This window comes from Psychrobacter sp. NZS113 (genome assembly GCF_015864825.1).
Classification (GTDB): Bacteria; Pseudomonadota; Gammaproteobacteria; order Pseudomonadales; family Moraxellaceae; genus Psychrobacter.
Window position 1 is genome coordinate 84,234 of the sequence record NZ_JADYWL010000003.1, and the last position, 24,757, is coordinate 108,990.

A 24,757-nucleotide genomic window follows, 5' to 3' on the forward strand; every position below is an offset into this window, starting at 1 on the left:
TCATCACTTATTAGGTTAATAATTTTTTATGTCAGACAACCGCACTTCAGTACCCTCATTCAATACCAGTAACGCGATGGATCCATTAGCTGCCAAACCGAACACGACGGTTGCCTATACAGATGGTGCCTGCAAAGGCAATCCAGGTGCTGGCGGCTGGGGCGCACATCTTATTTTTAGTGATGGCAGCACGCAAGACTTATATGGCGGCGATAAAGAGACGACCAATAATCGTATGGAGCTGATGGGTGCGATACAAGCCCTGACCCATAGCCCGCATGGACACAACCTTGAGATTTGGACAGACTCCAGTTATGTCAAAAAAGGCATCACTGAATGGATTGAAGGCTGGAAAAAAAGAGGTTGGAAAACGGCCAGCAAAAAACCAGTCGCCAACCAAGACCTCTGGCAGCAACTGGATAACCTATGCCAACAGCGAGAAGTTGACTGGCACTGGGTAAAAGGCCATGCTGGACATGCCGGTAATGAAAAAGCAGATGAACTAGCAAACTTAGGTGTCACCTCCCGCAGTGCAGACATATCGGATACAGACCTACAAGATATGGCTAAAAAAAAACTCAAATAATGACTGGTAACACACAAAAACCGTCTAATGATGACTGGCTAAGTTTCGACCCATTAGGTTTAGATATAATGGATGACGAAGACCTTATAGATGAAGAGTTCATAGATGACAACAACCTCGACGAAGAACCACTAGATAGTCATAACGATAAAAAACATGATGATCATATGATCAACCAAGATGCCACTATAGACACGAATGACCATGATGATAATGCTAGCAAACCGATGAGTAATACAGATATGCCAGATACAGATGTAGACATGCGTATAGACGCTGATGCCCCAAAATTTGATGGTGATACCAGCCGTGCCAATCCACATTTTAAGCCGCTGCTACCCAAACCGATAAATCGCCACGAATCTGATCGCCAGCTTATTATGGATACCGAAACCACCGGGCTTGATCCGCTAAAAGGCGATCGAATCATTGAAGTCGGTATCGTTGAGATGATTGGTCGTAAATTCACGGGCGAAAAACTGCACGTCTATATCAACCCACAGCGCGGTATGGATGATGAAGTTATTCGTATTCATGGTATCTCTGAGGCGTTCTTAACAGACAAGCCTACTTTTGATCAAGTGGCTCAGTCACTATATGACTTTATGGACGGTGCCGAAATCATCGCTCACAATGCCTCGTTCGATATGAACTTCTTGAATATGGAATTTGCGAAAGTCGGTATGACTGACTTTGCCGAACGAGTCCAAGTAACCGACTCCCTATTCATGGCAAAGCAGCAATACCCTGGACAGAAAAACACACTAGATGCGCTTGTACGCCGCCTAAATGTTGGTAAGCAGGACCGTACTTTTCACGGGGCCTTACTAGATTCAGAGATTTTAGCAGAAGTTTATTTGGCGATGACAGGTGGACAGGTCACGCTTGCTATCGAAGAAGACACACAAACAGACGGCGGACAGACAGCTCATGCTAACCTTGCCAATCTAGCGTCTTTATTACTAGCCTCACCCAGCGATGAAAATACCAACCAAAACTGGTATGCATCGCTATCAGAAGACTACCCTGCACTCAAAACCTATATGTAGTCGTCATTTAAATGACTTGCGATATCGACATTTGTACAATATAGTCTTGATTATTGTTATATAAAGCGTCAAAAAATTATCAATAAATGCTTTTTTAATCGTCATCCAAACCATTGCTATTCTCATCAGTACAATATGGAAACTCCTTATGGATCAGTCTGCGCAAATGAAATTAACCGCCCCAACACTTAGTGTCACTGATTTCAACCTACCGTCACTGCATCTATTGCATGATGAAATCATCGTAACTCTTAAAGATACTGAGATTCATCTGAGTGAATTTAATGATGATAGTAGTCAGGCGCCTCTGTTATTAGACTCTATCATTGTACTAAAACAGCTGTCTTGTATTTTTGAGCTTATCTCTTTGGTTGGTGCAGAGGCACTGAACACCTCTATCGTCAACAGTTTACAGCGACTATATGATAATGGCGATAATAACGATACTGATCTGATTATGGATTTGTCAGAAGCTATCATGACGCTAGAGCGCTACATAGAGTTTGTCCTCTTGACAGAGTCGGTCGAGCCGACCTTATTATTGGATATTATTAACAAGCTTAATGCTCATGGGCAACAGACACCTATTACAGCAGACTACTTCTCTGCTTTCGGTAGCAGCAGTGTCGTTATCGCCAATCCTGAAAAAAACTTTCAACCACTAAACGAGCTTAACCTAGACAGTGAGTTATTAACTTACGCTTATCGCAGTGGCCTTGGTGTTGCATTGCTTAATCAAGATGGCAATATTGGCCCAGATGATCAGCAAAAACTTGATGGTATGAGTGCAGCTTGTGCCTTGATAGCGGCAAACACCAGTAGCCTATTCTGGCAAGCAGCCAATGCAGCGGTTACGGATATCGCCACAATATTACCGCTGGACCTGAACCAAAAGCACACGCTTATTTACTTGGAGCAGCAATTTCAAAGCTACTTACCGGTGATGGATACACGCTTTGCTTATTTGGTCAGTTTTGCATGCCAGCGTGATAATGAAGCCGCACAACAGTTGCGTGAGCAGTATGCTAAAAACCAGTTAGAAGCCCCTCAGCTTGAGCAAATGAAGCGCTTTTTATTCGGCCCTAATCGTGAGCTGACCGATACGTTAAACAACATCATTCAAACCCAAATTAATACCATTAAAGAAAATGTCGACAGCTATACGCGTGGCGATTCCATCAATCCGATCGATATGCAGACAGCACAAATTATTGAAGATCTCACAACATTGAGCTCCGCACTGTGCTTACTTGGCCTATCAAATGCAGCCGATAGTCTCAGCACAGCAGCTGCTGCTGTAGACAAGTGGCAAGCACCGTCGCCTGACGATTTCGATCATTTGCTACTGGCATTGATGCATGCTGAAAATGCTACTATTGCGATGGCAGAAATGCATACACCAGGGGCAATTTATTTGCCACTTAACAACCCTCATATCTCATTGCATCAGCTCAATACCGCACATGACACATTGATACAAGAGAGTCGTAGCGCAATTGCCAGTGCCGAACAAGCCATCAATGATTATTTGGCTGAGCCAGAGCGCGATATACTTAATATTCAAAACATCCCTGAAATGATGCGTCAAGTCTCAGGAGCGGTGCGCTTTTTACAACTGCCAACCCCTGCAAGCATGCTAAGCCAACTAGCCAATTATCTAGAGCAACGTATCGAGTACGGACAGCGTATAGAAGACAATACGCTAGCATGTATCGCGGATGTGATGATGGCAGTCGATCATCATTTGGATGGTTTTGAAAACAATCGTCCTGTTAGCAAGCAAGCACTTGATGTGGGTCAGCAAAGCTTGAGCCATCTACTCGCAGCTTAGCTTAGCCATGCAACTCTTTAATAATTAAATCGATACCTTTGTAGCCGCTTCTTTGCGGCTACAAATCCTCATTTATATCTCTTACTGTAAGCCAGTGTGTATCTATATGGATACGTACTGGTATCGAACTGTTTGGAATTCTATATGACCAACGCTTTTGTATTTAATGATGATGCCATTTTATGCCGTCAGACCCCTAATGGTTGGTGGCCTTTACAGCTTCAATTACCACCATTCAACAATGAAAATGCAGCAAGCAATGACTATCAGCAAGCCTATCAAGTGGGTCGTGTAACCCTAGTCCCAAGCCTAGCACCAAGTCATTGGCAATCAACGGCTCATTCCAGTGGCTCTGAAGGTACTCATGAAAATACTTATAAAAGCCCTCAAGAAAATACCAGTAAAAGCGCCGAGAGTTTGGTCAATTCCGAAATAGAGAATAAACATACTTTTACTGCACAAGCGGCCAGTGCGATTACTTATGATTATGCTGTGGCATATAATATTGCAATGCCTATTATTGATGAAAGCGATGAAAGTAGCGGTAATGCCTTTGTTCCTTATCGTCAGCTAATGACTCATCTGCCAGTTGCTTTATCAGATCAAATTAGCCAAGCGATACAGCTATTAAGCTGGCAAGCAGATACACAGTTTTGTAGTCGCTGCGCAAGTCCTACCGTACATGCTGATCAAGGCGAACGTGCCATGGTCTGCCCAGTATGTCGATTACGTCAGTATCCTCGTGTGCAACCTTGCGTCATTACTGCTATTACCCGACCCAATCCTGCGACTGGTGAAATGCAAATTTTACTCGCGCACCATCACCGTCATGGTCAGCCAACTATGGCGCCTATGTATGGTTTAATTGCAGGTTTTGTGGAGGTTGGAGAGAGCCTTGAACATGCGGTGGTACGCGAAGTTGCAGAAGAAGTGAATATCGGCGTGTCAGATATTTGCTATGTGAGTAGCCAGCCATGGCCGTTTCCTTCTAACTTAATGCTAGGTTTTCGGGCATCTTATGCCAGTGGTGATATCATCATTCAAGAAGAAGAGCTGGCACATGCTGACTTTTTTGATGTATCCAACCTGCCTAGAATACCGCCAAAAGGCAGTATTGCCCATGAGCTCATTGCGCAAATTATGTGCGAACAAGGTATGCCACTTTAACTTTTTACTCTTTAACGCTGACTACAGTCGAAGCCGTTTACACCGTAACCATTTACAAGTGCTTTGACTGTATCTATTCTAATACTCTCCACAAAACTCAAATTAGCAAAGAAAACGCATGCAGGTACTACATACACATTGTAGACCAAACGAGTTTGATACGGCTGAGTTTTGGGTTTGGTATAATGTCAGCACTTATCACTGATAGCAAGGTCATTAATTCAATGCAAAGTAGTACTACCATCCGCTTAGTCAATTTACCCATATTGTTTGATACATTGAGTTTAGAAACACTACCGGCGGATATACAAGCACAAATCTCGCATATTGATGCTTGTCTACCGCAAACACAATGTGGGCTTTGCGAGCATCCAGATGGTTGCTTGCCATATGCCGCTGCTATCGTGCTAGAGGGTGAGTCGTATAATAAATGCGTGCCTGGCGGTCAACCCGTTACTGATGCAATCGCGCAAATTATCGATATCGATATCGATATCGATATCAATAGTCATGAAGCGAAACTGATAGCGGCGCCTTCTCAGTGGCCAATAGACGCCACCTCTGAACGCCCAACAGAGGTACGTGCTGTTATCCGGGAAGATGACTGTATTGGCTGTACCAAATGCATCCCTGCTTGCCCAGTGGATGCCATCGTCGGTACTGGCAAGCACATGCATACTATCTTTACTGACTTGTGCACCGGCTGCGAGCTGTGTATCGCTCCTTGCCCTGTCGACTGCATCGATTTAGTCACTGTTGAACGTGACATCTCTGAGCCTGAACGAATAGCAGAGCAAGAAGATCTAAGACAGCGATATCACACTCACTTAAGACGCGTCACCGAACAGCTTGCTGATAGTAGCAACAGTAGACCCGTGGTCAGTATGGTCGAAGCAAAGCTAAACAATGCCGCCAGTCAGTCTTTAGATATCAGCGAAGCGCAAGCCAAAAATACCATTGCAGCAGCCAAGCTACGCAGTAAAATCAAAAAGCTCGAAAAACAATTAAGCGTCCGTGCAAATGCTCAAAAGCAAGCTGACCTTGAAGCGCTACAAGCGGAACTGTCACAGCTTTAATGAAACCATAGACATTTCATGCAATGAGTAAGTGTGCGAACACAACCAATACCACTTGGATAATTTGATAGCCAACAGTTTGAATAACTGACCGCCAAAATAGTAGTAAAGATACCATGAGTAAAACCGTCAAACATAAAACCGCCGATACGCCGCCATCAAGACGAATGCCCAATCGTGACGTGCGCCCATTTTTTGAGAAGCTGGCAGCGACCATTGACGAACCCGTCACCGAACTCAATTATGACAGTAACTTTGAGTTGCTGATTGCGGTGATATTGTCCGCACAGGCAACGGATGTGAGTGTCAATATTGCTACCCAGCAGTTGTATCCGGTAGCGAACACGCCTGAAGCAATATTGGCGTTAGGTGAAGACGGTCTAAAATCTTATATCAAAAATATTGGCTTATATAATGCCAAAGCTAAAAACGTCATCAAAACGTGTAGTGATTTGATTGAGAAATTTAATAGCACCGTTCCTGATAATCGCAAAGATTTAGAATCACTAGCGGGCGTTGGGCGTAAAACCGCCAATGTGGTGTTGAATACTGCTTTTGGTCAACCAACCATGGCAGTCGATACTCATATCTTTCGAGTGGGAAATCGCACTGGTCTCGCCACTGGTAAAAACGTGCTAATCGTTGAAAATAAATTGGTTGAACGCATACCCGATGATTTCATAGTCGATGCCCATCATTATCTTATTTTACATGGGCGTTATACCTGTCAAGCACGCACACCCAAATGCGGTGCTTGCCCTGTCTATGAAGAGTGCATGTTCAAAGACAAAGCCACATTTTTAGAATTATAATGACCATTGATTGTTTGCCGTTTGATCAATATGTGTTTTACTTTTATGGACAGATAGAATGTTGATGCTGTGATGACATGATGTCTTTTCTTTATAAAAGATACTTTCAAATAAGGGTGCCACATGCATACGATTACCGCGCTAGTGTTTGATGATTTTGAAACCTTAGATTTATTCGGACCTATTGAGATGTTTGGAAGCTTACCTGAGCATTATCGTATTCAATTTACCTCGATGGCTGGTGGCATCATCCGCAGTAAGCATGGCGTGCTTATGCAAACAATCGCTGTCAGCGAGTTAGCTCATCAGACTGATATTGTCTTAGTACCAGGCGGACTTGGTACGCGGCAGCTAGTCTACAACCCCTCCTTTTTGCAAACGCTAATAGCCCTCACTGATGAGGCTGACTGGGTACTTAGCGTCTGTACTGGTAGCGCCTTATTGGCGAAAAGCGGTGTATTAAACGGCAAGCGTGCCACCTCTAATAAACTGGCATGGCAATGGGTGATTTCTCAGTCGGATCAAGTTGATTGGGTCAAACAAGCACGCTGGGTCATCGATGGTAAGTTTTATACTTCGTCAGGGGTTAGCGCAGGCATGGATATGGCACTTGGTTTCATCGCTGATAGACATGGCGTCGATAGAGCCCACCAAGTCGCGCAACATACTGAATTTCGTTGGCAAGAAAATAGCCATGTTGATGACTTTTACCGCCCTTAATCCATCACCAGTTACCTCATAACACCATCCATTGCTAGAGTTTTACCTCGATACACGGTAAAATATGCTAATTTTTTTGATTCGTTTTCATCTTTTATTTTTCTATACATTTAATAATGACTGAGTTCGTCAACTACAGTCCCTGCAATTAAGCGACCCTATTATGCGCGAATACAACTTATTTACCTCAGAATCTGTGAGCGAAGGCCATCCTGATAAAATGGCTGATCAAATATCAGACGCTATTCTTGATGCTATCTTACGTGAAGATTTACATGCACGCGTAGCCTGCGAAACCTTAGTTAAGACGGGCGCAGTAATCCTTGCAGGTGAAATCACCACGACGGCAAATATTGATTTAGAGCGTCTCGTTCGTGACACCGTAAATGGCATTGGCTATCACCATTCAGATCTAGGGTTTGATGGCGAGACTTGCGCAGTGATTAACATGCTCGGCAAACAATCTCCTGAGATTGCTCAAGGTGTCGATCGTAGCGATCCTGAAGAGCAAGGTGCAGGCGATCAAGGTTTGATGTTCGGATATGCCAGTAATGAAACCGAAGTGTTGATGCCAGCCCCTATCGAGTATGCTCATCGTTTGATGGAGCGTCAGTCTGAGCTACGCCGCGCAGGAGATCTTCCTTGGTTACGCCCAGATGCCAAAGCACAAGTTACGCTAAAATACGATGGTAATAAACCTGTAGCGATTGATGCAGTGGTATTATCAACGCAACATGATCCTAGTATTTCACAAGCTGATCTTCAAGAAGCGGTCATGGAATCTATCATCAAACAGGTATTGCCAGCTGAGCTTCTACATGCCGGTACGCGCTATCATATCAATCCAACTGGTAAGTTTGTGATTGGCGGCCCTGTTGGTGATGCTGGCCTGACTGGTCGTAAAATCATTGTTGATACTTACGGCGGTATGGCTCGTCATGGCGGTGGTGCTTTCAGTGGCAAAGATCCTTCAAAAGTAGATCGCAGTGCGGCTTACGCGGTACGTTATGTGGCAAAAAATATCGTTGCAGCCGGCCTTGCTGATCGCTGTGAAGTACAAGTCAGCTACGCGATTGGTGTCGCTGAACCGACTTCTATCTCTGTCAATACGTTTGGTACTAGCAAAATCAGTAACGATGAAATCATTCGTCTGATTCGTACGCATTTTGATTTGCGTCCTTATGGTATTACCCGCATGCTGAACTTATTACAGCCAATGTATCAGCAAACTGCAACCTTCGGCCATTTTGGTCGTCAAGGTTCAGAAACTGCCTTTACATGGGAAAAAACAGACAAAGCTGAAATCTTGAAAGCAGATGCTGGTTTATAAAATCCTTGCTTTAACTTATTTACAAACCGTTTTTAGAAAATTCATTTACTGATACTTATTAGGAGCAGCTCATGTCTCAAGACACGACTCAAGGCAACGAAGTTGATACCAACGTTGAGATTACCCCTGAAATGCAGGCATTTTACCAACGTGCTGATGCCATCATTGGTATCGCAAACAGCCAGCTAGGCCCTGAAGCACATTCAGGACAAGTAGGCGCTTCTTTATTGTATGCAGCCGCCCGTTATAGCGCGTCAGTCGCTTCTATCGGGTTTGTCAAAGGCGATGATTTTGCCAAAGAAAAAGATGATATCGTTGAGTTCTATGTGAAGCAATATCGCCAAATGCTAAGCGACAACCTAACGGATTATGCGCAGAACTTTGATAAATATGTTCAGCTTAATCAAGATGACAAAGCTGCTAAATAGTACAGTAGCGTTTCGCTAAATTTTACGAAGCTATAAAAACTATTACAGTAATAAGAATTGAACCCAAGCTTATGATTAAGCTTGGGTTTTTTGTTCATCATGATTTAGTAGATGACTGCTCATAAATAGGCTACTATGGATTGAAACCACTTGATTCATAACATGGTTGAAGCTGACTATCGATAACAGGGATTTATCGAACTTTATCTTCTATAAGGACATATTATTATGAACCACTTATTCAAATCATGGCGATCATGCATATCATTATTAGGCTTATCCGCAGCAGTCGCGTTAACTGGCTGTAGCAATATCCAAAGCATTGATACGCCTGATACATCCACATACCCTATTCATAGCACTGAACATCATCAACCGATGTCTAGCGACAATCCTTTTACCAAATGCCCGCCCTATAATCCTGAGCAAACGATGTGTACCGCTCAATATGATCCTGTCTGTGTCAAAGTGAAAACTGATTCAGGATTTAACTATCGTACTGCGGGCAACTCATGCTCAGCATGCGGTACAACGACGGCATTAGGCTATATGAAAGGACAATGCTCATAACCTTGCATATATAGTCAGTCCTCTATAAAAAAGTGACAGCGTTAACCTCGCTTAGCCTACTATTAGTAGCATTTGCACTCGATTTACTTGTATTCAAGTTATATTGAATCGACTATAGATAATCTATATTAAAATAAAAATAGCTGAATCATATAAAAAGCCCCCACTCAATCATAAGTGGGGGCTTTTAAATATCACTTTCGATTAACGTACCACTTAATTTTTAGAGTCTTCAAGATCAAGCGGGCCTGTTAGCAAATCCTCGTCACGGAACTCGTTGGCTGAGTTGTGCTCTGCTGACTCTTCGGTGACGAACCATTGCTGATTACGATATAGTATTAGGCGATCTCGACTCAAGCCTCGTATTAGCGAGTACATCATAACAACGATGACGATAGCAAAAGGGAAACCTGAAACGATAGAGGCTGCTTGCAACGCACTCAGACCACCTGCTGTCAACAGTACGGCTGCAATAACACCCTCCGTACCCGCCCAAAATAGACGCTGAATCTTTGGTGGATTGGCATCGCCACCAGAGGTCAGCATATCAATGACGAAACTTGCCGAATCTGACGACGTCACAAACCACAATACAATCATCACAACAATGAGTAAGTTCACAGCTGAGGTCAATGGATAAGATTCCATCAGCTTGAAGATAGCGCTGCCAGTATCGGTTTGTACTGCTTCGATAAGACCAGGACTCACCATACTAGGATCAGCTGCTGCCATTAGCTCCATATGCACCGCAGAACCACCGAAAGCGGTAAACCATAAGAACAAAATGGTAATAGGGATCAATAACACCCCTAATATAAACTCACGAATAGTACGGCCGCGAGAAATACGAGCAACGAATACACCAACGAATGGTGACCAGCTTATCCACCATGCCCAATAGAATATCGTCCATGAAGACTGCCAGTTTTCTTCACCTCTATAAGACTCTGTCCATAGACCTAACGGCACAATTTGATGTAAATAGTTGCCGATGTTTTCGACAAAGCTATTAAAAATAAACTGCGTAGGGCCTAAGATAATCACAAAGCTCAGTAGCACGACGGTGAACAAAATATTGATATCGCTTAAACGCTTGATACCTTTATCCAGTCCCATAAACAGTGACAATGCTGATAATACCGTAATCAAGCCAATGAGAATAACCTGAACGGTCGTGTTATTAGGAATACCAAATAAAGTCTCAAGACCTGAGTTGATCTGTAATACACCTAAGCCAAGCGTCGTCACGACACCAAACATCGTACCGAACACGGCTAGCGTGTCTACCGTATGACCCCAGCCACCATATATTTTTTTGCCCAATATAGGGTATAGGGTTGAGCGGATGGCTAATGGCAAACCCACTCGGTAATGGAAGTAAGCCAAGGACAAAGCGACCATACCGTAGAGCGCCCACACATGTAAGCCGTAATGTAGAAACGATATATTCATCGCCTGTTTGGCGGCAGCAACCGTTTCAGCTTCTCCTAATGGCGGCGCCATAAAATGGTACAACGGTTCAGCTGTTCCCCAATAAAGCAGCCCGATACCAATACCGGCTGAAAACAGCATACCAATCCAAGACACTAGGTTGTATTCTGGTTTTTCATTTTGATGCCCAAGCCTGATATCGCCATAACGACTAAATATCATATAGATGCTCATTACCAACGTTAAGTTGACAACCACAATAAAAAACCAGCCAAAGCGTAAAGACACAAAGGCTTTTGCGTGGCCAAAGACCAGCTCTGCTTGCTCGCTAAAGAGCGCGCCGAAGATAATAAACGCAAGAATTAACAACGCTGAAGTTAAAAACACGGGTTTACTTACCCGCGGAAAAGGGCCTAATCGACCAACTTTCACATGATCCATGTCGTAATCTCAATTTTTTGGGGTGGCTACCTTAACAAGATATGCACAAACTATCAAATCTAAGCAGATGCTCATTACAATTGGAAATATAAAAAACCCTAAGATACCTTCGTATCTTAGGGTTTTTTCGAACGTCACTAACGATTAGTGCAAGGTAATCAATAATAAATGCTGCAATAATTATTAATTATCTTCGACTATCAGTCACCTTTAACAATCTTAGGAGGTCCTTTGAGTAGATGCTCATCAGCAAATTCATCTGCCGAGTTGTGATCTGCTGACTCTTCAGTAATATAATGCTGCTGCGCTCTATATAGTATCAGTCGATCGCGACTCAAACCACGCAGTAGCGCATACATCATGGCAAATATAACCAAGGCAAATGGCAATCCTGCTACGATAGCTGCTGCTTGTAACGCGCTCAATCCACCAGCAGCTAACAAAACAGCAGCAATGACGCCTTCAGTGCTTGCCCAAAATAAACGTTGAATCTTTGGTGGATTGGTATCACCACCTGCGGTCAACATATCGATGACAAAACTTGCTGAATCTGATGAGGTCACAAACCACAATACAATCATAATCACAATCATGAATGTGATGGGTTGGGCCAATGGATAGTACTCAACCAATTTGAAAATTGCACTACCAAAGTCTGTTTGTACCGCCTCGACCAGTCCAGGACTAACCAACGCTGGATCAATAGCAGCGAGAAGCTCCATATGAATAGCAACGCCGCCGAAAGTTGAAAACCAAAAGAACAATATGGTCATAGGGATAAGTAATACCCCAAGTACGAACTCTCTAATCGTACGACCACGGCTGATACGAGCAATAAACACGCCGACAAATGGTGCCCAACTTACCCACCATGCCCAATAAAATATCGTCCATGCTGACTGCCAGTTTGCCTCACCTTCATAAGACTCACCCCACAGACCTAATGGTACAACCACTGAAAGATAGTTGCCGATATTTTCTAGGAAGCTATCAAAAATGAAAAGCGTCGGCCCTAAGACGACCATAAAACTAAGCAGAATAGCCGTTAAACCGATGTTCACATCGCTTAGACGCTTGATACCTTTATCCAAGCCCATCATGACAGAACATGCGGCTAAAGCAGTAACAAAAGCAATCAGAGCGATTTGTATTGTGAGATTATTAGGAATACCAAATAATTTCTCGAGCCCTGAATTAATTTGCATAACCCCAAGACCGAGTGACGTCACCACACCAAACATCGTACCGAATACAGCTAAGATATCAACGGCATGACCCCACGAGCCATATATTTTTTTACCCAATATAGGATAAAGCGTTGAGCGAATCGATAGTGGTAAGCCACGGCGAAAGTGGAAATAGGCTAAAGATAATCCCACAATCGCGTACAGTGCCCAAGCATGTAAACCCCAATGTAAGAAGGTAATATTCATCGCCTGCTTGGCGGCTTCTATCGTCTCCTTTTCACCGAGTGGTGGTGCCATAAAGTGATATAACGGCTCTGCTGTACCCCAGTAGACAAGTCCAATACCGATACCAGCAGAGAACAGCATGCCGATCCACGAGAATAGACTGTACTGTGGGGTCTCAGTTTGAGCACCAAGGCGAATATCGCCATAACGGCTCATAGACAAATAAACACAAAGTCCTAAGGCCACATTAACGAGAATAATGAAAAACCAACCAAATTTATCGGTAATAAAGCCTTGTAAAAAACTGAACAACGTACCGGCAGCTTCAGTAAAAAAAACGCCCAGAACAATAAATGTAATAATAAGTAATGCTGAAATAATAAAAACAGGTTTACTTACCCGCGGGAAAGGGCCTAACCTGCCAACTTTCACATGATCCATTTGTATATTAACCTCTCACTTTTAGAAAGCTAACCTTAACAATTTAGCGGATAACTATCAAATTTAATTCAATTACTTACTCGTTCAGTATTGACTGACACAATCCTGAATACGTGTAATTCCTAGTTGTCATTTAGTTCAATCTAAGACTGTTTAATAGCGATTTCCATTTTTACTCACACTGGACATTCGTGAGTTCATTCCAATAAACAAAGCAAGTTTTCGCTATTTTTATTGCGGTGACAATTGTAGTAAACCACTCTCGTTACCATCTTCTAATACCCAAACGCTACCATCTACCGCCAGTACGTTACGAACACGTTCACCCATATCATAGCGGTAACGTTCAGAAGCCGTGTTGTCATCGTTGATACCAACTACAATAAGCGCTTTGGAGGATAAGCCACTAATCAGCATATTGCCTTGCCACTCTGGAAAGTCATCCACTGTACCCGCAGAGTAAACACTCATCGATGAAGGTGATATGACTGGGGTCCATGTAATCTCAGGTGCTTCAAACTCAGGCTGAGTATCATGATCAGGGATATCAACCCCCGAATAATTTCGGCCATTAGACACGAGCGGCCAGCCATAGTTTTTACCTTTTTTAATCAGATTAAACTCATCACCGCCTCTTGGGCCCATCTCGTGCGCCCATAACTGTCCGCTGTCATCGAATGCCATACCCAATATATTGCGATGACCTATCGTCCAAAACTGCTTGGCGATGTCATTTGTATCATTCGAAAATGGGTTGTCTACTGGGATAGATCCGTCAGCATTTAGACGTATAATTTTACCTAGATTGACACTCATATCTTGCGCTGGAGTTTTTTCTTGACGCTCGCCTGAACTAATGTATAAATATTGCCCATCAGGCGAAAACAGCAAACGATGACTGTAATGTCCTTGCCCTTTTACTTTTGGCGATTGCTCCCAGATTGGCATAATGGCTTGCAAACTTGGCGTACTGGTATCCAATCCTGACAATGTTGCTTTGATGACTTTTGCACCAAATTTATTACTATCAGCACCTTCCCCTGCTTCAACATAGCTAACATATATGTTATTGGTACTAGCAAAATCTGGTGCAATGATGACATCACCCAGTCCACCTTGCCCGCCATAAGCGACTGTTGGTACGCCAGTCACTGCTGTCTTCGCACCTGTTGTGGTATCAACTATAAATAACTCACCTGTCCTTTGTGTCACCAAGATTTTTTGTGGTGAATTATCCGCTTTGGGTAACGCCGTCATCGCCCAAGGTTCATCAAATGTAGCGATGATTTCAGTGGTAAATTCTGGTTTATCAGCACTCATAGAAGAATTAGCATCCGAGGTTTTGGCGTCTTTGTATTCTGCCAGATCCTCATTGGTATTGACTACTGACTGATTGGAGCAAGCAGACGTGCTCATCAGCAATGTCGCTACTATAATCGGTAAAGTTAACGGTGCACTTAGATATTTTTGATTGATTATCGCCATGTTGTCATCTCCATGTATTTTACATTCGTCTTATGAGTGCTTAGGTTATTTATAACATAGTAAAAGTATGAAAACGGTAAATAATAATAGCCCACAACATAAAAACCCCTTATTTACCTATATTTTATATAGGCAAATAAGGGGCTGGTTTTATCAAGAAAACAGTCCGTTTGTCTTAGATATTAGCTCATTCTGAGTTTATTGAAGCTTAGTTTGTCATCAGAGCCAACATCGACTTTGATGATATCACCTGCTACAAAATCACCCGACAATAGCTTCAATGACAATGGGTTTTCAATCTCTTGCTGAATGGCACGTTTGAGCGGGCGCGCACCATACACAGGATCATAACCGACCGCGACCAACTTGTTCATCGCATCCGCTGATAGCTCGATATCCATCTCACGATCATGCAAGCGTTGACGCAAACGATCTAACTGGATAGAAGCAATTCCTGCCATTTGTGACATACCAAGTGGATGGAAGACCACAATCTCATCGATACGGTTGACGAACTCTGGGCGGAAATGCTGACCAACAGAATCCATCACCTCAGCTTTGATATCCTCGTAGCTTTCACCGACCATTTCTTGAATCTTATGCGAACCCAAGTTACTGGTCATAATAATCACCGTGTTCTTGAAATCAACCACACGACCTTGTGAGTCAGTCAAACGCCCATCATCCAATACTTGTAATAATATATTGAATACGTCAGGATGCGCTTTCTCAACTTCATCAAACAAAATCACACTATAAGGCTTACGGCGAACAGCCTCAGTCAACGCACCGCCTTCTTCGTAGCCAACATAACCTGGAGGCGCACCAACCAAGCGACTGACACTGTGTTTTTCCATGTACTCACTCATGTCGATGCGCACTATCGAATCTTCACTATCAAACAAAAAGTTCGCCAATGACTTGGTCAGCTCAGTTTTACCGACCCCTGTAGGCCCAAGGAATAAGAACGAGCCAGAAGGACGGTTAGGATCAGACAAGCCCGCTCGGCTACGGCGTACCGCATTTGCTACCGATTCGACTGCTTCATCTTGACCAATCACGCGCTCATGGAGTTTTTCTTCCATTGCCAGCATTTTTTCACGCTCGCCCTGCATCATTTTATTGACTGGAATACCTGTGGCAGCTGCAACCACTTCCGCAATCTCGTTGTCTGTGACTTTGTTACGTAGCAATTTAACACCACTACCTTCGCCTGTTTGCTCTTTTTGTTCGGCCAAGTCAGACTCAGTGATACGGCGCTCTAGCTGCGGGATGGTTTCATATTGCAGCTTGCTCATAGTCTCATAATCGCCTTCACGACTGGCTTTGTCATAAGCAATACGAGCTTTATCTAGCTCGTCTTTTAGCTGCTGACTGCCTTTGACTAGCGCTTTTTCCGCTTGCCAAATCTCGTTTAGATCCGCGTACTCTTTTTCTAGCTCTTCAATTTGTGCATTTAGCACTTTACGCTCTGCCTGTGCGCCAGCGTCTTCTTCGTTCTTGAGTACTTCACGCTGCATTTTTAACTGAATTAAGCGACTGTCAAGCTTACCCAGTGCTTCAGGCTTACTGTCCATCTCCATACGCAAGCGACTGGCCGCTTCATCAATCAAATCAATCGCCTTATCCGGCAACTTGCGATCAGTAATATAACGATGGCTCATGCGTGCCGCAGCAATGATGGCGCTGTCTTGGATATCGACCCCATGATGCAGCTCATAGCGCTCTTTTAGGCCTCGCAAAATCGCAATGGTGTCTTCAACCGTTGGCTCATCGACCAACACTTTTTGAAAACGACGCTCAAGCGCCGCATCTTTTTCAATGTATTTGCGATACTCATCCAATGTCGTTGCACCAACGCAGTGTAACTCACCACGTGCCAATGCAGGTTTTAGCATATTGCCAGCATCCATCGCGCCTTCTGATTTGCCAGCACCAACCATGGTATGTAGCTCATCGATAAATAAGATGACGTTGCCTTCTTGCTTGGCCAAGTCGCTCAATACACTTTTGAGTCGCTCTTCAAACTCACCGCGGAATTTTGCCCCTGCAATCAAAGCGCCCAAGTCTAATGACAGCACTTCTTTACGGCGCAGACCTTCTGGTACATCACCATTAATTATTTTTTGTGCCAAGCCTTCAACGATAGCAGTTTTACCTACACCCGGTTCACCAATGAGCACAGGATTATTTTTAGTACGACGTGAGAGCACCTGAATGGTACGGCGAATCTCTTCGTCACGACCAATCACTGGATCCAGCTTGCCAAGCTCTGCTTGTTCAGTCAGATTGATCGTATATTTATTGAGTGCATCACGTTGATCTTCAGCGTTTTGATTATTGACGGTGTCATCACCGCGCAACTGCTCGATGACCACTTTTAATTTGCTAGCCGTCACGCCAGCACTTTCAAATATCTTTTTGGTTTCGCCTTGCTCAGACAGTGCCAACATGACCCATTCAGTGGCAATAAAATCATCGCCTTCTTTCTGTGCTTGGCGATCTGCCAAGTTTAAAATCTTGACTGAGTTTGGATTTAGATTGACATCACCTGTTGGCTCCGAAATCGTTGCTTGACCGTCGAGCGCCTTTGCTACGCCATTTTTTAGAGCAGGAATTGAGGCGCCCGCTTGTTGACAGATAGATAAGTTAGACTCATCTTGTAGCAATACAGCAAGCAAATGCACAGGATCGATACCCGTATGATCGCGGCCTAATGCTAGGCTCTGTGCTTCTTGAATGGCGGATTGCAGTTTTTGGGTAAACTTCTCAAATCTCATATTCACATCCTTTTATAATTAGTATTTACAGCAGGTGCTTTATAGTCTAGCGACTACTGTTATCTGTCATTTATATAAGGTATATACATAAGTATTTCAAGCCAATTATCAAATAAAACCTTACTATTAATGATGATATATCATACCACTTACTAATTAATATAATTTAATTATATTATTAATATAAATTTAAAAATTGTTTAGAGTAGATACATCATTAAATAGATATAAATAGACACAGCTTAACCATGCAAAAGCATTATTAGTACAAGAGTAAATATGAATGATGGGTAGTTGCTTTAAGATTAGCTAGTCAGTTGAAGGTAATACGGATATAAGGAGAATGAGTGGAAGTGAGTAGCAGTATTAAAGAACGAAATCATTAAAGAGTGAAAGCAATGCAGACAGTAAATAGAGTGTTCCTGACATGCTCTCTGATTTATACAGGATTGACTGTATCAGAACACAGTGAATAGCCCTACTCTACAATTTCGATAGAAGTACCAAGCGTTACTGCCGCCATAATCTCATCCATCTCGCCATCGGTAACGGCGATACAGCCATCGGTCCAATCATATTTTTGGTTGATAGCAGCCAAATGACCAAAGCCATTCATCTGTCCATGAATCATAATATCTCCGCCCGGACTGACACCCAATTGCTGAGCGTGTGCTTTATCAGCCGCATTCGGATAGCTGATATGGATAGAGCGATGGGCAATAGAGTTCTCGTTTTTATAATCTAATGTATAAGTGCCAACTGGGGTACGCTGATCACCCTCTTGCTGTTTGTGACCTATGGGACTGTCACCCAAAGCAATGCGATACGTACGAATGACGTCGTCGCCACTCAATAACTGCAAACGACGTTCGGATTTATCGACGAACACTTTATCAATCACCACGTCAGCAATATGCCGGTTGTTGACCTCTTCCAAGGTACTACTATTAGCAGACGCGCGTGTCATGTAATTAAAAACGCTGCTGCTAATAACCGTAATCACTCCAAGGCCAATCAAGATAAGGAATAGACGATGGGTACGATTATGCAAGAATGCCATGAGATTACCCTTTGTGATATTGATAACGTTACATACAGTTAATCATAATCTATCAAAGCATGGCGCCTGCTACTGTGTAAATAATATGGAAAATGATTATCATCCTGTCATTCACTCAGTCATTCAAAACAGATAACTACACCATACGAATCGCACCATCTAAGCGAATGACTTCTCCATTTAGGTAGGCATTATCAATGATATGGACAGCCAATTTAGCAAACTCATTTGGCGCGCCTAAACGCTTAGGATAAGGGACACCTGCCTCTAGCTGTTCGCGTGCCTTTTCAGGAATAGTGTCCATCATCGGTGTGGCAAACACACCAGGTGCGATAGTCATCACGCGAATACCATGACGAGCCAACTCACGTGCTAACGGTAAGGTCAAACCGACCACGCCCGCTTTAGATGATGAATAACTGGCTTGTCCAACTTGCCCATCGAAAGCAGCGATAGACGCGGTATTAATAATAATGCCTTGATCTGCATTATTTTCTCCATGTTTGCCTGCGCTGCTGTCATTAGCCACGCGCTTGGCAATACTGGCAGCAACCAAGCGTGCAACGTTAAACGAACCGACCAGATTGATGTTAACACCGCGGCTGAACGACTCAAGGTCTGCCGGATTGTTCTCACGATCCAGTAGTTTTTGTACGACAGCGATACCTGCACAGTTGATAGAACCCTGCAAGCCGCCAAATTCCTTTACAGCCATATCCACAGCTGCTTGTACCTCATCGCCACTGGTAACATCACAACGTACAAAACGAGTTTGGTCACCCAATTCAGCCACTAACGCTTGTCCTGCTGATTCGTTTAGGTCAGCGATGACGACATTGCCACCGTGCTCTACGATAGCGCGAACTACTGATTCACCTAAACCTGACGCACCACCAGTAACTAAAAAGCTGTGTTTTTCAATTTGCATAATTATTCCTTTAATTAGTATTTTTATTGAACGTTTTCTGCAGCCATCCCAAAATTTTGCATAGCATCATACTGATCTTGAGAAATCTCATACGTTCTAGTGCTTGATGTATCATAATGCGATGTATCATAATGAGTAGTATCGTTGGAATATTACTTGCTTAATCCGATAGGTATTCCTGATTCGATAGGAACAAAGCCATAATCACTTGTGTCATAATTATTTACCTACATGCTGTTTACTAAAAATGAATTCTAAACCAAAATTATTTAGATAAGGATCTGTTTCAAGGCACTCAATGGTTATGGTATAGCGGCCTTGTTGAAGCCCTCCGCTATACCCGTATTTCTGTATATAAGCTCTTCTACCATAGTAAGAGCCGCCGCTAAATGGATGGGTGCTCACTGTTTCCGTAACTTTTTCCCCCGTGTCGCTATTGACAGTGGTAATCTTAAATGTCGACGGTAAATCGACATCATCTTTAAAGTAGTCATAGAATTTTTCTTGGCTCACTTTAGACTGTCTACGTTTTGGAGAATACACCAAAAGTGATAGGTCGTAAGATCCCGATCTTTCTACAGTGACATCAAGAGTGTATATATCATTCTTAGCTAACGCGTTAATTCCAAGCGTCTGTGGTTCTACATTGGTGCTATAGGGATAGCAAGCTACTATAAAACTCGATAATAAAACCAGTATTAGTAGATGAGTTTTTTTCATTTATCTTCCAGTTTATAAATACGAACCACTTTACCTTAATAGGCGACAGTAGTAAGCTTATATAAATCTTTATTCATTGATGATATGCAGCGACTCCAAAAGTATAAATAGTATTATGGCTGGTATTCTAGAAAGTATGCTGGCGATAAAAATTAATAAGGAATCTATGCTAAGTTCTCTGATTCTATAGGGGTTGCAAAGCTTCAAAAATTGTTCAGATTTTAATCAGCATACTTTTTGATACACCACTCATTTTTTTAATAAATTGACGCATTGATATTTAATCTTCAATCCAATCGGCAAAAGCCATCGTGAACACCGTTATCGCTAAGCCAATGACAGGCTACGTAGCAAAAATCGCTGAATTTTACCACTTGGCGTCTTCGGTAATGCTGCTACAAACTCAACCTCGCGCGGATACGCATGGGTTGATAGACGTTTGCGTACGAGCTCTTGGATTTCTTTGGCAATTTGCTCACTGCCTTCGATGCCGTCTTTTAGCACCACATAAGACTTGATGGTATGGCCACGTACTTCGTCTGGCACGCCTACCGCTGCTGATTCTGCAACTGCGTCGTGTTCGAGTACCGTGTTTTCAACATCGGTCGGCCCCACGCGGTAACCTGCAGTAATAATGATGTCATCATCACGTCCTGAGAACCAATAGCTGCCATCACTGTGGCGCTCGACCACATCGCCTGTCAGATAATAATCATCTACAAAGGCTTGTTTTTCGTTCCAGCTATAGCCACGGAAATAAAATGCAGGGGATTGGCTGACCACAACGGCCAGCTGTCCTTGCTCACCATCAGGCAACACTTGCATGTCATCATTTAATACCACCAATGTATGCCCCGGTAGTGCCATACCCATCGAGCCAACTGGGCTCTCATGTACCAGTGCATGATGTGCGCAGCAAGTCATGCCTGTCTCTGTCTGTCCATACTGGTCTTTTACTTGGCAGCCCAGATAGGTTTCTAGCCAGCTGACGACTTCGGTATTGAGTGTTTCTCCTGCCGAGTTCGCACAGCGTAGAGATAGCTTGGCATTGGCATCACTATGTGAATGCTCAAATACACCACTAGACTTCATCATACGAAAAGCAGTTGGTGAAGAGGCCAAATTGGTAATCTGATGACGCACCATAAAGTCACGTGTATGGGTAGCATCAAAGCCTGCTTCGTTGAAATAAGTAGTGATACCTAACAATAAAGGCCCCGTAATGGCATAGTACAATCCATATGCCCAACCAGGATCGGCCATATTCCAATAACTATCATCGTCGCGCAAATCAATCGCATAGCGCATATAGAGATAGAAAGCCGATAATGCGCTTAGTGGTACACTCACGCCTTTTGATTTGCCCACGGTACCTGAGGTAAACATTTGCAAAAATGGTGCATCAGTATCAAGCGATACAGGTGCTATAGTTTGCGGCTGCGCTGCCATTACCTCGGCATAGTGATCATCAACCCAAGTTTGAGCATCCACGACGCTACCTACCATGACCATTTTGGTTTGCTCAGCCAAATCTTCAAATTTGCCACGGTTTTCTTGATTGGTAAAAACAACTTTGGTATTGGCTTTGTCCATTCGATACTTAATCGAATCGTAACCAAAAGCGGTGAATAACGGCTGATACACTGCCCCAATACGCCAAGTTGCTAGTACAACGGTGAGTAATTCAGGCGTACGCGGTAGCATGGTCGCGACTTGGTCACCGATTTGCACGCCGTAAGACAGTAATAAATTAGCGACTTGCGCACTCGCCGCATCTAGCTCAGCAAAGCTCATACGAGTCACATTGCCGGACGTGTCTTCATGCACTAGCGCAATGTTATCGCCGCGACCGTCACGTACATGACGACCACAGCACGCCATATAAGCATTTAACCGATCGTCTACCTGCGTGCCAAAGATTTCTGACAGCAGCGCATTCATATCGAAGTTATTATAATAATCGGTATAGTTTTTTGGTGTGGTGGTAGCGTCTACATCAACGATCGTAGCAGTTTGAAAAGCGGTGTTCATAAGCTAATCCTTTAGCAATAACAGATAACTAGTAAAATGGTGGTTATGATTGTAAAACGGTCACATCCTATAGACCGTTCAATATCTTCATATTTATCATGTCCTATTAGTAACGCATTTTTATATTTATTTCAATACATAACGTATCATTTTTATTTTATAGAAATGGAAACAATCTATAACTAATTATCATTAATTCGTTATAAGTCATCGATGGCACCTACAACAGCTAAGACGCTGTCGCATGTTTTCGAATTTCTATTAAAATACATGAACTCCAATATTACTGCTTAAAACCATATACTTAAACATCAGCTCTTAAAAACCCTAACAATGCTTTCTCTTCACAGCTTTGGTATTTTTTCGTACGTCCGCGGCGCGCTTGCTTGTAAGTCTCAAAAAACTGTCCTGCCAAAAACCGCTCAATAATGATGGGGTGAATATACGACGCGCGGCATACAGTCGGCGTATTACCTAGCTCTGCTGCCACACTTTTGACCATATCAACGACCAGTTGTTGGCGCTCAGCGCTTTTAGGCTCACTGGCTAATATTGTGTTTCCATGTGCTGTTTGTAGCTCATCATATAAATGACTGGCTGCGAGGACACTGGCCATCCAAGTCCGGAAATCCTTGGCGCTATACATATTGCCAGTGCCATCACCACAGCCAGTATGGGTGCGTATATAATCATTGATATCGGCGCTGTCGACGATTTGCTTAACACCGCTATCATCTAAGTATTTAAATATCTGATAGCCAGGTAATTCAGAACAGGCCTGTACAATGTCAATCAAGCGCTCATCCTGCAATTCGATATGATGCTCTTTTGCACTTTTTCCGACAAAATCAAACGCCAGTCCCTTGTCCGTTTCATTCACATGCTTGCTGCGTAGCGTGCTTAGGCCATAGCTTTTATTCAGCTTCGCATAGCGGCTATTGCCAATACGAATTAGAGTAGTCTCTAACAGTTTGACCACCGCAGCGAGTACATTAGCTCGTGACAAGGGCTTGGCATCTAGGTCTAACTCAACCTGAGCACGGAGATTCGGTAGCGCCTCTGCAAAGCCAATCATGGCATCAAACTTCGCTCGATCACGTACACGATCCCACTCTGGATGATACAAATATTGCTTGCGCGCTTTGTCATCACGTCCTGTCGACTGTAGATGCCCTGTTTCATCTTGGCATATCCAAACGTTCGACCACATCGGTGGTATCACCAACGCATCAAAACGCTTGCGCAATGCTTTATCTTTGACCGTTTTACCAGTGGCATCCTTATAAGTAAAACCACGACCCCAGCGGCGGCGCTCATAACCAGGCTCATCATCACTCACATAGCGCAAATTCGCCAAACGAGCTAGATGTTCGTAGTTATGGCGTACATCTACTGCTGAATCTATCTGATTATTTGGCTTAGCCATAAAAATATCCGTCTTATAAAATAGTCGTTTTAGCATAATTAATGACGGCTATTTTTACTGTTTACTTGCCACGGGCAAAGTGTAATCCTGTGTAAAACTAAGCGGATGGCAGGGTTCTCAACTATTGAATTTTAGGGCATAATTTAATGACTATCAAAACTTAAGTTGAATAACACACAATGAAAAACCCTTCTATAAAAATGACTCCATTATCTAATACTGACTACGATAGTTGGTTAGACTTATGGCAACGGTATTTGACATTTTATGAGACCAGTTTGCCCATGAGCACGACTGATGCAACATGGCGCAACTTACTAGATAGCAACGTGGCTATTTATGGGTTTGGGGCATGGCAGGATGGTACATTGGTAGGCATCACTCATGTGGTGTTGCATCCCAATACCTGGGATACCACAGAATGTTGTTATTTAGAAGATTTGTATGTGAGTGAGTCTGTTCGCGGGCAAGGTGTTGGACGCGCATTGATCGAGCAAGTATATGACTTTGCACGCCAGAAAAACTGCAACCGTGTATATTGGACGACGCAAGAAGGCAACACAACGGCACGCACTCTATACGACACCATTGCTACTCAAACAGATATGGTGCAGTATCGTAAGAACCTATGATTTGTACTACTTGCATTATGATTTACAATGAATAAGCAAATAAAAAACGCCAAATGTTAAACACTTGGCGCTTTCTTATCAATACGGCTTTAGGTTAAAGCAGCTTAGACATTATTTACCGTACACACATAGATAGGCTGTTTCTACTGCTACTTTTACTTGGAACTTTTGATTGGCTTCAACGGTAAATTGCTCGCCAGCATTAAAGGTCTGCCATTCGCTACTTTCTGGCAATTTAACGGTCAATGCACCACTTACCACGCTCATGGTTTCAAATTCGCTAGTACCAAACTCATACTCACCAACTTCCATAACGCCGACAGTAGCAGGCTTAGTCGCTGTCTGAAAGGCGATAGAAGTCACTTTATCATCAAAATAATTATTAACGCTTGGCATAATTT

At 43.2% G+C, this 24,757-nt stretch carries 19 protein-coding genes and 1 pseudogene; 10 read left to right on the forward strand and 10 right to left on the reverse strand.

Annotated features, from left to right (window positions below; all coding sequences use genetic code 11):
- The first annotated feature begins 76 nt into the window (after positions 1-76).
- From dnaQ to I6E61_RS05400, 9 genes and pseudogenes are all read left to right on the forward strand, one after another.
- Positions 77-1,635 (forward strand): annotated as a pseudogene (gene dnaQ, locus I6E61_RS05360) (DNA polymerase III subunit epsilon).
- Positions 1,636-1,783: 148 nt separating this feature from the next.
- Positions 1,784-3,466, forward strand: coding sequence for a hypothetical protein (locus I6E61_RS05365; protein WP_197131049.1), 1,683 nt, complete (start codon positions 1,784-1,786; stop codon positions 3,464-3,466).
- 144 nt (positions 3,467-3,610) lie between these two features.
- Positions 3,611-4,633 (forward strand): NAD(+) diphosphatase, encoded by a 1,023-nt coding sequence (gene nudC, locus I6E61_RS05370; RefSeq protein WP_197131052.1) that lies wholly within the window; start codon positions 3,611-3,613, stop codon positions 4,631-4,633.
- 224 nt (positions 4,634-4,857) lie between these two features.
- Positions 4,858-5,709 carry an RnfABCDGE type electron transport complex subunit B gene (locus I6E61_RS05375; RefSeq protein WP_197132003.1) on the forward strand — a complete coding sequence of 284 codons (852 nt, stop codon included), beginning with the start codon at positions 4,858-4,860 and terminating at the stop codon, positions 5,707-5,709.
- Positions 5,710-5,825: 116 nt separating this feature from the next.
- On the forward strand, positions 5,826-6,521 hold the full coding sequence (gene nth, locus I6E61_RS05380; protein WP_197131057.1) for an endonuclease III: 696 nt from the start codon (positions 5,826-5,828) through the stop codon (positions 6,519-6,521).
- A gap of 123 nt (positions 6,522-6,644) precedes the next feature.
- Positions 6,645-7,241 (forward strand): DJ-1/PfpI family protein, encoded by a 597-nt coding sequence (locus I6E61_RS05385; protein ID WP_197131059.1) that lies wholly within the window; start codon positions 6,645-6,647, stop codon positions 7,239-7,241.
- A gap of 163 nt (positions 7,242-7,404) precedes the next feature.
- Positions 7,405-8,571: a methionine adenosyltransferase gene (gene metK, locus I6E61_RS05390; RefSeq protein ID WP_110922765.1), complete on the forward strand. Its 1,167-nt coding sequence runs from the start codon at positions 7,405-7,407 to the stop codon at positions 8,569-8,571.
- A gap of 71 nt (positions 8,572-8,642) precedes the next feature.
- A complete protein-coding gene (locus I6E61_RS05395) occupies positions 8,643-8,999 on the forward strand; it encodes a DUF3144 domain-containing protein (RefSeq protein WP_110922764.1) in 357 nt (118 codons plus the stop codon).
- A 228-nt stretch (positions 9,000-9,227) separates the two neighbouring features.
- The gene (locus tag I6E61_RS05400) at positions 9,228-9,569 is read left to right on the forward strand and encodes a hypothetical protein (protein ID WP_197131062.1); all 342 of its coding nucleotides are present in this window, start codon (positions 9,228-9,230) and stop codon (positions 9,567-9,569) included.
- A gap of 216 nt (positions 9,570-9,785) precedes the next feature.
- On the opposite strand, the gene I6E61_RS05405 is transcribed toward I6E61_RS05400, so the two are convergent.
- From I6E61_RS05405 to I6E61_RS05445, 9 genes are all read right to left on the reverse strand, one after another.
- Positions 9,786-11,441: a BCCT family transporter gene (locus tag I6E61_RS05405; RefSeq protein WP_197131065.1), complete on the reverse strand. Its 1,656-nt coding sequence runs from the start codon at positions 11,439-11,441 to the stop codon at positions 9,786-9,788.
- A 200-nt stretch (positions 11,442-11,641) separates the two neighbouring features.
- Complete coding sequence (locus I6E61_RS05410; RefSeq protein WP_197131068.1) at positions 11,642-13,294, reverse strand: BCCT family transporter; 1,653 nt, start codon at positions 13,292-13,294, stop codon at positions 11,642-11,644.
- Between the two features lie 231 nt (positions 13,295-13,525).
- Positions 13,526-14,779 carry a PQQ-dependent sugar dehydrogenase gene (locus I6E61_RS05415; RefSeq protein ID WP_197131071.1) on the reverse strand — a complete coding sequence of 418 codons (1,254 nt, stop codon included), beginning with the start codon at positions 14,777-14,779 and terminating at the stop codon, positions 13,526-13,528.
- Between the two features lie 182 nt (positions 14,780-14,961).
- Positions 14,962-17,559, reverse strand: coding sequence for an ATP-dependent chaperone ClpB (gene clpB / locus I6E61_RS05420; protein WP_197131074.1), 2,598 nt, complete (start codon positions 17,557-17,559; stop codon positions 14,962-14,964).
- Positions 17,560-18,037: 478 nt separating this feature from the next.
- Positions 18,038-18,619, reverse strand: coding sequence for a murein L,D-transpeptidase family protein (locus I6E61_RS05425; RefSeq protein WP_197131076.1), 582 nt, complete (start codon positions 18,617-18,619; stop codon positions 18,038-18,040).
- A 136-nt stretch (positions 18,620-18,755) separates the two neighbouring features.
- The gene (locus I6E61_RS05430; protein WP_197131078.1) at positions 18,756-19,547 is read right to left on the reverse strand and encodes an SDR family NAD(P)-dependent oxidoreductase; all 792 of its coding nucleotides are present in this window, start codon (positions 19,545-19,547) and stop codon (positions 18,756-18,758) included.
- A 219-nt stretch (positions 19,548-19,766) separates the two neighbouring features.
- A complete protein-coding gene (locus I6E61_RS05435) occupies positions 19,767-20,267 on the reverse strand; it encodes a DUF5625 family protein (protein ID WP_197131080.1) in 501 nt (166 codons plus the stop codon).
- Between the two features lie 327 nt (positions 20,268-20,594).
- Positions 20,595-22,298 carry an AMP-binding protein gene (locus I6E61_RS05440; protein ID WP_197131082.1) on the reverse strand — a complete coding sequence of 568 codons (1,704 nt, stop codon included), beginning with the start codon at positions 22,296-22,298 and terminating at the stop codon, positions 20,595-20,597.
- 304 nt (positions 22,299-22,602) lie between these two features.
- On the reverse strand, positions 22,603-23,724 hold the full coding sequence (locus I6E61_RS05445) for a DNA topoisomerase IB (protein ID WP_197131084.1): 1,122 nt from the start codon (positions 23,722-23,724) through the stop codon (positions 22,603-22,605).
- Positions 23,725-23,924: 200 nt separating this feature from the next.
- On the opposite strand from I6E61_RS05445, the gene I6E61_RS05450 reads away from it, so the two are divergent.
- Positions 23,925-24,356 carry a GNAT family N-acetyltransferase gene (locus I6E61_RS05450; protein WP_369074423.1) on the forward strand — a complete coding sequence of 144 codons (432 nt, stop codon included), beginning with the start codon at positions 23,925-23,927 and terminating at the stop codon, positions 24,354-24,356.
- 111 nt (positions 24,357-24,467) lie between these two features.
- On the opposite strand, the gene I6E61_RS05455 is transcribed toward I6E61_RS05450, so the two are convergent.
- The gene (locus I6E61_RS05455) at positions 24,468-24,752 is read right to left on the reverse strand and encodes a pyrimidine/purine nucleoside phosphorylase (RefSeq protein ID WP_197131089.1); all 285 of its coding nucleotides are present in this window, start codon (positions 24,750-24,752) and stop codon (positions 24,468-24,470) included.
- Between the last annotated feature and the right edge of the window lie 5 nt (positions 24,753-24,757).